Here is a 10,096-nt window from a genome sequence, read left to right as displayed (position 1 = left end):
GTTATAGGTCGGGGTTACGAACTGCTCACATATTCGTTTTTTCTACCAAACGCATCTGCGGAGCACGTCCATAAGTCATGGTTCGCCACAGCCATTCCAGCGGACCATATCGATATCTATTTAACCACCACGCGCTTGCTGCCATTTGACAAGTAAACAAAATCAGCGTGACAACGAACTTCCCCGTAAATCCAACGCTTCCATACCAACCGAATCCATATCCAAAAAACAGAACCGTGCAAACGATCGATTGGATTATATAAGTGGTTAGAGCCATTCTACCTGTGGCACCTAGAGGCCAGAAAAGCCGGTTGTTTCTAGAATACTGGGACAAAAGAATCAGCATTGCAGCATAAGCAATTGCCATCGCTTCAGTGGCCCAGAAGAGCGATGTCCAGATCCACTGAGTTGGAATCCAAAAGCGCAGCGACTGCGGATTTGACGCTCAAGAGCGCGTTACAACTGCTGGCCCACCGGGAGCAGCGGGTGCGGCCCCAGCTGGACGACAAGATCCTCACCGACTGGAACGGGCTGATGGTCTCGGCGCTGGCGCGGGCCGGACAGGCCCTGGACCGGGATGACTACGTGGCCGCCGCAGCCAAGGCCGCCGACTTCCTGCTCACCCGGCTGCGGGACAACAAGGGCCGCCTCCTGCACCGCTACCGGGGCGGCCGGGCCGGCATCATGGCCACCGTGGACGACTATGCCTTTTTCGTGGCGGGCCTGCTGGACCTGTACGAGGCCACCTTCAGCGCCAGCTATCTGCAGACGGCCTTGGAACTCAATGGCCAGCTGCTGGAATACTTCTGGGACGACGAAGCCGGGGGGTTCTTTTTCACCGCCGATGATGGCGAGGCGCTGCTGGTGCGCAGCAAGGAGATTTACGACGGGGCCGTTCCATCGGGGAACTCGGTGGCGGCGATGAACCTGATCCGGCTGGGGCGCACCACGTCGGACCCGGACTTGGAGGGGCGGGCCGCCGCCATCGGCAAGACCTTCGCCCGCAAGGTGGCGCAGAGCCCCACCGCCTTTACCCAGCTGCTGAGCGCCGTGGCCTTCGCGGTGGGACCGTCCTACGAGGTGGTCATCGCCGGTGAGCCGGGCAGCGCCGATGCCGACGCCATGCTGGCCGCCCTGCGGCGCAGCTACCACCCCAACAAAGTGGTGCTCTTCCACCCCCAGGGCGATGGGCAGGCCGAGATTGCCCGGCTGGCCCCCTTCGTCGCCAACCAGACCAGCCTGGACGGCAAGGCTACCGCCTACGTCTGCCGGAACTACGCTTGCAAAGCCCCCACCACGGAGGTTGCAGTCATGCTGGCGGCGCTGGACGGGGAGTAGGCTGATGCTAGAAGCGGACGCCGAAGTCGGTATACGCGCCATCGTAGGGCTGCGGCTCCAGCTGCAGGTGGGTCACTAAGGCACCGGGCGGGCCGGCACCGGCCCAGTCAACGAAACGCTCCACGCGGTCGTCGGCCCCCGCAGCCACGATCTCAACATCGCCGCCTGCCAGGTTCCGGACGTAGCCGTTGACCCCCAGCTGCCGGGCCTGCCGCTGGGCGGACCAGCGGAAGCCCACCCCCTGGACGCGCCCGGAGACGACGATGCGGAGCTGTTTCATGGGGAGAGGTCGGAAGTTTTAAAAATCAGGAACGCCAAAGGCACAATGAAAATATAGGGTTGTGGCTATAAGGCCTGGACAACACCAAGCGAGTCAACCGCTGGGAATTGATCGTAAGTCTGGCCCTCCAGTTCTCTGCCCGTCTTTTTCTTATTCACTCCACCCCATTGTTTGAAGAAGAAGGAAATTCCAAGATCCCGAGACCGGTCTCGTATTTCCGTTACCCAGCTCTTTTTCATGGGCCTTGCTCCAGGGCCAGATTCACCGCCAACTATGAGCCAATCCATTCCTTCAAATGATACCTTTCTAAGTGAGCCCAACAGCGGTTCGAGAGAAAGAAACTTGACTCTAGCACCCGTCTGACGGAGGTCGTTGATACGATATTCATAGTCCCTGTTCTCGACAGAGACCCCCATCCAGATATTGTCTCCCCAAATTAGCTTATCACTGACTGCACGCAACCGCTCAGAACGTTTCGTCAAAATTTGGAAAATATGCCACGAGGCCAAGTTCATGGTGTCGAAAACATCTTGGATATAGGTAAGTGGAACATCTTTGTGAAAGAGATCACTCATTGAGTTCACAAAGATCATTTTGGGTTTTTTCCACGTTAGGGGAAGGCCAACTAGGTCTTCTTGGAGCGTTAGCTTAAAGCCATTTCTATATCGGTACTGACCCATCGCCTCCAGCCTGCCAGCCATCCGCTCAGCATAGCAGTGTTTGCAGCCGGGGCTGACTTTGGTGCAACCTGTAACTGGGTTCCACGTGGCCTCGGTCCATTCTATTGAAGATAACACACTCATAATTAGTATCCACGTGACCGGTGTTTGTCGAAGATTTGTTCCACAATGGTTTTGGCAACTGGATTGTGGGACGCAAAAAAAAGATAATATACAACAGCTCCTTTCGAGTTTTTCATCGGTACGGGTTGTGGAACATATTTAAATCCTGCCCGTGCGATGAGCCTTTCACGGTAGGCTAATGCCAGTTCTAGGTTAGTTACTTTCTCGTCTTCACTGCCAACTCGTGTTTGTGGTTTACGATAGGCTATATTCTCCCAGCTCGTATCACCCCAGAATGCGTTCATGCGCGCTAAAGGCTCTTCTGGTACCGTATCAGGCTTTCTGCGAGTCAAAATTGCGCGATTCAAATAGTGGGTTGAAAAATTGAGGAATATCTCCACGGACTTCATTTGAGCCGCAGTAAGGATGACATTCCAATCCAAGTTGATCCGATATGGATCAATGAAACAGAGGCCCCGCCGGAACTCACTATACTTTACTTGAGGGAACACTTTTTTCAATAAAATTTCGTTGCAGTCTCCTCCAAAAATATGAACATCATTCCTAGCTCCGACGATTTTCTGGAGCGCTAATACCTTTTCATCATCTCTGTCGATGAGATAGAATTCTTGAAAAGGAGGACGCACTTCAAGGGCATTAAGGGGACTGCCCGGAACAAATTTGCCAGTGACTCGAGATACATTTATTCCGCTCCCCGCAAATGCGTCTATGTAGACATGAGAAAAGGCTGGACTAGTCTGACTGGCCAAGATTGTGGAGTATGCCGTCGCATATTCTTTTACAATTTCGAGTTTTATTTCCGACCATACTCCTATCTCATCATGAATTGGAGGTTCCTTGCCCATCGCTTTTCTGCCACTTGATTTACGATTTTTGGTTAATATTCCCATCTTAAAATCAAAATACGCCTATACTTCTGGCCCCGCAAGTGTTGATGAAATACCAAATGACCTACTGAAGTTTAGTTTCACTGCCGTCAGAGGTAGCTCTCGGAACTATTCATCCTCACTATTACTCCCTCAATCCCTTTCTACTAAAAATAAACGGGCAGTCCCCCGACTGCCCTCACGAATCGTTCCCACTGCGGCACCCTGACGGTCAGCTCTCCTCCTTTTCCTCCTCCTCGGCCGGGGGCGGTGGCGGCGGTTCCAGCCAGAAGCTGGTGTCGGCATTGATGAGGTGGTAGATGCTCACTCCGGTGAGGTAGACCTCGTCCCGGCCCGCGGACCGGAGGTGGCTGCTCTGCCAGTTGGTCTCGGACTGGCCCACCACCACGCTGGCCTCCAGCCGGTCACCGATGTCGTAAATCTCCAGCCGGCGGCCGCTGGAATCATCGACGCCGTAGGTGGCCCACTTGGCGGGGTTGTCGGAGATCACGCTCTCGCGCTTGACCTTCAAGACAGTGTCGAACAGCCGGTCCAGCCGCCACTGGCGCAAGGTTGCGTGCTCGTGGCCGGTGAGCACCCACAGGGTGTCGCTGATGCGCACCAGTTCCAGCTCCTTGTCCCCCTCCCTGAATACGATGCGGCCCACCACGTCGGGTTCGATATCGAACACCCGATCGCTGGGGGTGCCGAGGCGCGCGTCCTGCAGACGCGTCCCCAGATAGAGTAGCGCCAAAACGCCGAGCACGATGGCGGGCGTGCGCCACTGTTTACGTATCATAGGCCTCCCCCAGCAGGCTCCTGCGGCGGCGGGTGCTGCTCCAGCGCCACAGGCCGGTGGCCACCATCAGCAGTGCCGGCAGCAAGATGTTGGCCCACTTGACGGTGCGGCGGGTACGGTCACCCAGCTCCTTGAGGGGGCGGGTGGTTACCCCGCGGTTGCGCAGGGCGATGAGGGCCTCGTCGCCCACCAGATAGTCGGCGGCGTTGATCACCAGGTTGAGGTTCTCCGGGATGTTGCCGCCCGCGTCGTCGGAGAAAAAGACCCCGTCGCCGATGACCATGATGCGCGCACCCTCGGTCCCGGATAGGAATCCCTGGTCACTCTCAGGCCTGGAATCTGCGGTGAAGTAGCTGGTCACGGCCCCGGTGAGCAGCGCGGCCACGGTGCGGCCCGGCCCGTTGAGCCGGCTGAACACGGGGTTGTTCACGTGGCTGAGGTTGAAGGCGGGCCCCCGCACCAGCGCCGTGTAGTCGCTGGTGGTCATCAGCGGCAGGAACTCCACCCGGCCGACACGGCTGGAATCGTAGGCCGGCGTCAATTCGCTGGTGAAGAAGAGCCGCACCTGCTCCAGGCCGGAGACCATGACATGCCCGCTGGCGAAGCGCTGAATGCGGGGGAAAAAGGGATAGTCCACCGTGTTACGCATCCGGAAAATACCACGCTGGGTCTCCACCGCCACCTGGCTGGAGATGCGGTCCGCCACGAGGCTAAGATTGATGCGCACGCCGTAGTGCTCCAGCAAAGGGAAGAGGTTGGTCCTGAGCTCGGACCCCCGGCCCCTGGCGAGGTCGGCGGCGACCCGACCCTGGGCCACGAACAGCGGACGTCCTGAGATGACATACTGGTCCAGGTTGTAGAGAGCATCGAGAGAGAGGCTGTCGGTAATGCCATTGAGGATGAGCAGATCGATGTCGGCGGGAAGAGCAGACTCCAGCTCGATTGTGCGTACGTTATAGGTCTGGCCCAGCAGATCCTGGACAGCTCGATTCTTGCCCTCCGTCTGGGCACCCGCCACCAGGGCGATTGTCCGTTTGTCACTGTCGATCAGCTTCTTGATGGCCGAGGCCAGATCATACTCCAGCCCCGCTGTGGACTGAATCACCGGGATGGTCTGACGCTTGTCCTCATAGAGCAGTGCCAGGCCCATCCAGACGTTTTTTATCTCCATGCGGTCGTTTTCGATGGCCTGGAGCTGCATGGGTGGGATGCCGTAGCGCTGGGCCTCCCGTTCCAGTTCCTCCGCGTCCTCCGGCTGATAGAACTCGAAGTGGAACTTGCCACCGGCATAGGCCTGGAATTCCTCCAGCAGGTCTTGCAGATAGCGCCGGTTGTTGGCGTAACTGCCGGGGAGGTCCCGTGAGAAGTAGACCTTGGCCAACAGCCGGTCATCCAGCTGGCTGATGATCTTTTTGCTGGAGGGGGAAAGGGTGTAAATCTTGTTGCGCGTGAGGTCCAGCCGGAAAAAGACCTGCCGGGAGACGAGGTTGGCAAGGACAATAATACCCAACACAATACCGATGTAGATGAGAAACTGGCGCTGATTAGTGATGGTCATGCCGGGGCTACCTCCACTTGCGCATCTCAAGAATCCGCGTGGCGAGGATCAAAAAAAGTGCGATTACGGAGGCGAAATAAATCACATTGCGCGAGTCGATAACGCCCCGGGAGATATTGGTGAGGTGAAAGTCTATGCTTACGTATTGCAGGAGGGCCGTCAGAAAGCCCGGGGCAAAAAACAGGACCTTGTCCAGCATAAATAAGACAAAGGCGATGAGGAACGCCAGGATAAAGGCGGTAATCTGGTTTCCGGTCGCGGCGCTGCAGAAAATGCCGGCTGCGGCGTACACTCCGCCCACCAGCAGCAGGCCCAAGTAACCGGCCAAGATGGCCCCCACGTCAACGTGCGTACCGACGAATGCCAGCGAGACAAAATGGACCATCGTATAGAGCAGCCCAACGCCGATGAGGGCCACCGCGGCCAGGTACTTGCCCACCACCACCTCCCAGTCTTCCAGGGGGAGGGTGACCAGCAGTTCCATGGTGCCGGCGCTTTTTTCACGGGCAATAAGGCCCATGCTTACCGCAGGGACAAAGAACAGGTAGATCACTGGTATGATGGAAAAGAGTCCGCGCAGGTCCGATTCGCCTATGAGGAAAAAGGCGCTGGAGAAAAACCATCCGCTGATCAGCAGGAACACGACCAGGGTGATGTAGGCCACGCTGCTGTTGAAGTAGGCGGCCATTTCCTTGCGGAAGATAATGCCCACGTGCCGAATTGAGGCGCGCCACTGATCAGCCACGGGCGCTCCCCTGCTCAATGGTAAGACTGCGAAAGATATCCTCCAGCTGGGCCTGCTGGCGGGACATCTCCAGGATCACCCAGCCCGACTCCACCGCGTAGGCAAACAGTTGCTCCCGCAGGCCCTGCCCCTGGTTGTCTGTAGCGCCGGGGGTATACTCCAGCTGCAGCCTGACGATTCCGTCGGCGGCGGTCTCCTCCCGCACGCGGGCATCCGGGAAACGGTCGCCGAGCGCGGCCACGGATTCCCGGGTGGCGTTCTTTACTTCCAGTGTCAGCGTTGCCTGGCCCCGGAAGCCCGCCATGAGTTCTTCGCTGGTGCCGTCCGCCACCACCTGGCCCTTGTTCAGGATAATGATGCGATCCGCAAGTGCCTGCACCTCCTGAAGAATGTGGCTGGACAGGATGACCGTCTTCTCCTTGCCCAGCGCCCTGATGAGGGCCCGTATTTCGACGATCTGGTTGGGGTCCAGCCCGGAGGAGGGCTCGTCCAGGATGAGAATCTCTGGGTCATGGATCATGGCCATGGCCAGGCCCACCCGCTGGCGGTAGCCTTTGGACAGTTCCCCAACGGGCCGGTGCAGCACCTCGCGCACCCCGCAGGCTTCCATAACGCGGCCCAGAGCCGACTTGAATGCGCGGCCGGTGATATCGCGGGCGGCGGCGGCAAATTGGAGGTGGTCGTAGACCGGCATCTCCACATACAGGGGGTTGGTCTCAGGGAGGTAACCGATGCGCCTGCGCAGCTCGCTGGCGTGCTCGGCAATATTCATCTCGTCCACGTAGACCTGGCCATCCGTCGGGGCCAGGTAAGTGGTGATAATGCGCAGGATGGTGGTCTTGCCGGCGCCGTTGGGCCCCAGAAAGCCGAGGATCTCGCCGTCGCGGACGGTGAAGCTCACCTTTTCGATGGCCCGCGTCTGGCCGTAAAACTTGGTGAGGTCCTCAACTCGAATCACCCTTGTCTCCTGCGCATATTAACTCTACAAAAAAGTAGTTGAATTTCAGTTCCGACGCCCGGCGTGATCGGCTAATATAAGCCTCACAATAAAATTGGTTCCGCTAAGCAGCCCGAAACTTAAATACTGTAACGCGCTCGGGCAATTGGGCAATGCGGCTGATTCAGGGCCGCAATCAACACCTTGGAGGCACGCATGCACCTGCTCCATTTCTACCCAGCGCTGGCGATCCTGGCGCTGCCACTTTCCCTGCACGCCGGCGACCGCGTCACCGGCCAGCCGTTCGCCACCCGGTCCGAGGTCATCGCCCAGCACGGCATGGCCGCCACCAGCCACCCCCTGGCGACGCAGATTGCCCTGGACATTCTGAAAGCGGGGGGCACCGCCGTGGATGCGGCCATTGCCGCCAACGCAGCCCTGGGCCTGATGGAGCCCACCGGTTGCGGCATCGGAGGGGACCTGTTTGCCATCGTCTGGGATGCCAAGACCAAGGGGCTCTACGGCCTGAACGCCAGCGGCCGTTCGCCCAAAAGGCTGACCCTGGCCCACTTCCAGGAGTTGGGGTTGACCTCGGTCCCGCCCTACGGCCCGCTGCCGGTGTCGGTGCCCGGTGCGGTTGACGGCTGGTTCGAGCTGCATGGACGCTTTGGCAGTCTGCCCATGACCCAGATTCTGGAACCGGCCATCACCTATGCCAACGCAGGTTTTCCGGTGACCGAACTCATCGCCTTCTATCTGGAACGCTCGGCGAGCAGACTGGCAGACTATCCCAATTTCAGGGCGACCTACATGCCCGGAGGACGTACGCCCCGCAAGGGGGAGGTGTTCAAAAACCCCCAGCTGGCCCGCACCCTGACCATGATCGCACAAGGTGGCCGGGACGCCTTTTACCGGGGCGAGATCGCCCGCAGCATTGACGCCTTCATGCAGAAGATGGGCGGCTACCTGGCCTATGACGACCTGGCCAGTCACACTTCGGAGTGGGTGGAGCCGGTCTCCAGCAACTACCGCGGCTATGATGTCTGGGAGCTGCCGCCCAATGGCCAAGGCATTGCCGCGCTGCAGATTCTGAACATCCTGGAGGGCTACGACCTGGCAGCCATGGGGTTGGGCAGCGTGGATTATGTGCACCACTTTGTGGAGGCCAAGAAGCTGGCCTTCGAGGACCGGGCCCGCTTTTATGCCGACAGGGCCTTTGCCGACGTGCCGGTCAAGACGCTCATCTCGAAAAAGTACGCCCGGCAGCGCCGCAAGCTCATCGACCCCAAGCGGGCCGCCCAGCGCCAGGAGGCGGGCAACGAGGCCCTGCGCCGGGGCGACACCATCTACCTCACGGTGGCCGACAGCGAGGGCAATATGGTGAGCCTGATCCAGAGTAACTACCGGGGCATGGGCTCGGGCATGGTGCCCGACGGCCTGGGCTTCATGCTGCAGGACCGCGGTGAGCTGTTCGACCTTACCCCGGGGCGACCCAACAGCTACGCACCGGGCAAGCGCCCCTTCCACACCATTATTCCGGCCTTCATCACCAAGGACGGGAAGCCGTGGCTCAGCTTCGGCGTCATGGGGGGCGGCACCCAGCCGCAGATGCACGCCCAGATCGTGATCAACCTAGTGGACTTCGACCTGAACCTGCAGGAGGCCGGAGACGCGCCGCGCTTCATCCACTCGGGGTCATCACAGCCCACCGGCGAGATGATGAGTGACGGGGGGACCGTCCATCTGGAGTCGGGCATCGCCTACGAGGTGGAGCGAGCGCTGGTTCGGCGCGGGCACCGTCTGCAGCGGGCGGTGGGGCCCTTCGGCGGCTACCAGGCCATCATGTGGGATGCGACCAACGGGGTGTATGTGGGGGCCTCGGAATCCCGCAAGGACGGCCAGGCGGCGGGGTACTGATCAGACGTTTTCGCAGGGTGAGCTGAGGATAACCTGTTGCATTCAGGGGCAAATCTAGCCATATTTACCCCTCTGCTCTACGCTACCGGCTCGAAAGGGATTCATGCGCAAGCTCGCCGCCATCATGTTCACCGACATCGTGGGCTATATGGCCCTGATGTCCAGGGACGAGGCAAAAGCCCTCGAGCTCCTCCAGCGCAATCGAGCCCTGCTCAAACCCATCATTGAACAGTTTCGTGGCGAGTGGCTCAAGGAAATAGGCGACGGCACGCTGTCCTCCTTCGCCAGCGCCGTAGAGGCGGTGAACTGCGCCCTGGAGATCCAGCATATATTCAGCAGCGACCCCGACCTGTCCCTGCGCATCGGCATCCACGTGGGCGATGTGGTCTTTGAGGAGGGCGATGTCTTCGGCGACGGGGTCAACGTGGCCTCACGCCTGGAACCCCTGGCCGAGCCGGGGGGTATCTGCGTCTCCCAACAGGTCTACGACGCCATCGGGAAGAAGCCGGGCATCGAGGCCAGCTCAATGGGCAAAAAGGTGCTGAAGGGGGTCGCCGAACAGGTTGAGGTCTACGCCCTGCATGAGCAACGCGCGACAGTGCCCGCATCACAGGCAGCTGCCGCAGGAGCCAGCCCCCTGCGCCGCTGGTGGCCGGTTGCGGCCGGAGTGGCGGCCCTATTTATCATCGGGCTATTCCTGCAGCGCGGGGGTCTTTTCAAACCCGGTAGCCAAGGGGTCCTGCGCGCGAAATCGGTTGCGGTACTCCCCTTCGCCAACTTCAGCGATGATCCAGCGGACGAATACTTCAGCGATGGCATCACCGAGGACATTCTGGCCCACCTGGCCAAAATT

Annotated in this window: 11 protein-coding genes; 3 read left to right on the top strand and 8 right to left on the bottom strand. The window is 59.4% G+C overall.

Annotated elements, in window-relative coordinates; all coding sequences use genetic code 11:
- Positions 1–25 precede the first annotated feature (25 nt).
- Positions 26–367 (bottom strand): DUF418 domain-containing protein, encoded by a 342-nt coding sequence (locus tag IH971_09485; protein MCH7498069.1) that lies wholly within the window; start codon positions 365–367, stop codon positions 26–28.
- 23 nt (positions 368–390) lie between these two features.
- On the opposite strand from IH971_09485, the gene IH971_09480 reads away from it, so the two are divergent.
- On the top strand, positions 391–1,338 hold the full coding sequence (locus IH971_09480; GenBank protein ID MCH7498068.1) for a thioredoxin domain-containing protein: 948 nt from the start codon (positions 391–393) through the stop codon (positions 1,336–1,338).
- A gap of 7 nt (positions 1,339–1,345) precedes the next feature.
- Here IH971_09480 and yccX read toward each other — a convergent pair whose 3' ends face one another.
- From yccX to IH971_09445, 7 genes are all read right to left on the bottom strand, one after another.
- Positions 1,346–1,618, bottom strand: a complete 273-nt coding sequence (gene yccX / locus IH971_09475; protein MCH7498067.1) for an acylphosphatase — start codon at positions 1,616–1,618, stop codon at positions 1,346–1,348.
- 65 nt (positions 1,619–1,683) lie between these two features.
- On the bottom strand, positions 1,684–2,421 hold the full coding sequence (locus IH971_09470) for a phage Gp37/Gp68 family protein (GenBank protein ID MCH7498066.1): 738 nt from the start codon (positions 2,419–2,421) through the stop codon (positions 1,684–1,686).
- A 2-nt stretch (positions 2,422–2,423) separates the two neighbouring features.
- Positions 2,424–3,311, bottom strand: coding sequence for a three-Cys-motif partner protein TcmP (gene tcmP, locus IH971_09465; protein MCH7498065.1), 888 nt, complete (start codon positions 3,309–3,311; stop codon positions 2,424–2,426).
- A gap of 208 nt (positions 3,312–3,519) precedes the next feature.
- Positions 3,520–4,086, bottom strand: coding sequence for a DUF4340 domain-containing protein (locus IH971_09460; protein ID MCH7498064.1), 567 nt, complete (start codon positions 4,084–4,086; stop codon positions 3,520–3,522).
- A complete protein-coding gene (locus IH971_09455) occupies positions 4,076–5,644 on the bottom strand; it encodes a GldG family protein (GenBank protein ID MCH7498063.1) in 1,569 nt (522 codons plus the stop codon). The genes IH971_09460 and IH971_09455 overlap by 11 nt, the downstream gene beginning before the upstream one ends.
- A 7-nt stretch (positions 5,645–5,651) precedes the next feature.
- Positions 5,652–6,389, bottom strand: a complete 738-nt coding sequence (locus tag IH971_09450; GenBank protein ID MCH7498062.1) for an ABC-2 transporter permease — start codon at positions 6,387–6,389, stop codon at positions 5,652–5,654.
- Entirely contained in the window at positions 6,382–7,347 is a 966-nt protein-coding gene (locus IH971_09445) for an ATP-binding cassette domain-containing protein (protein ID MCH7498061.1), read from the bottom strand. The genes IH971_09450 and IH971_09445 overlap by 8 nt, the downstream gene beginning before the upstream one ends.
- 195 nt (positions 7,348–7,542) lie before the next feature.
- Between IH971_09445 and ggt the strand changes: the two genes are divergently transcribed.
- Together ggt and IH971_09435 are read left to right on the top strand one after the other, a co-directional pair.
- Positions 7,543–9,243: a gamma-glutamyltransferase gene (gene ggt, locus IH971_09440; protein MCH7498060.1), complete on the top strand. Its 1,701-nt coding sequence runs from the start codon at positions 7,543–7,545 to the stop codon at positions 9,241–9,243.
- A gap of 103 nt (positions 9,244–9,346) precedes the next feature.
- On the top strand, positions 9,347–10,096 hold a 750-nt coding region (locus IH971_09435), incomplete at its 3' end, for an adenylate/guanylate cyclase domain-containing protein (GenBank protein ID MCH7498059.1).

It is taken from the genome of Candidatus Neomarinimicrobiota bacterium (assembly GCA_022560655.1).
Classification (GTDB): Bacteria; Fidelibacterota; Marinisomatia; order SCGC-AAA003-L08; family TS1B11; genus JADFSS01.
This window is presented reverse-complemented; position numbering and strand designations above follow the sequence as displayed.

Excerpts from the sequence above, each read along its gene's own strand:
- IH971_09460 (MCH7498064.1), bottom strand. The coding sequence starts at position 4,086 with ATGATACGTAAACAGTGGCGCACGCCCGCCATCGTGCTCGGCGTTTTG.
- IH971_09470 (MCH7498066.1), bottom strand. The coding sequence starts at position 2,421 with ATGAGTGTGTTATCTTCAATAGAATGGACCGAGGCCACGTGGAACCCA.
- IH971_09480 (MCH7498068.1), top strand. The coding sequence starts at position 391 with ATGTCCAGATCCACTGAGTTGGAATCCAAAAGCGCAGCGACTGCGGAT.
- IH971_09455 (MCH7498063.1), bottom strand. The coding sequence starts at position 5,644 with ATGACCATCACTAATCAGCGCCAGTTTCTCATCTACATCGGTATTGTG.
- yccX (MCH7498067.1), bottom strand. The coding sequence starts at position 1,618 with ATGAAACAGCTCCGCATCGTCGTCTCCGGGCGCGTCCAGGGGGTGGGC.
- tcmP (MCH7498065.1), bottom strand. The coding sequence starts at position 3,311 with ATGGGAATATTAACCAAAAATCGTAAATCAAGTGGCAGAAAAGCGATG.
- ggt (MCH7498060.1), top strand. The coding sequence starts at position 7,543 with ATGCACCTGCTCCATTTCTACCCAGCGCTGGCGATCCTGGCGCTGCCA.
- IH971_09485 (MCH7498069.1), bottom strand. The coding sequence starts at position 367 with ATGGCAATTGCTTATGCTGCAATGCTGATTCTTTTGTCCCAGTATTCT.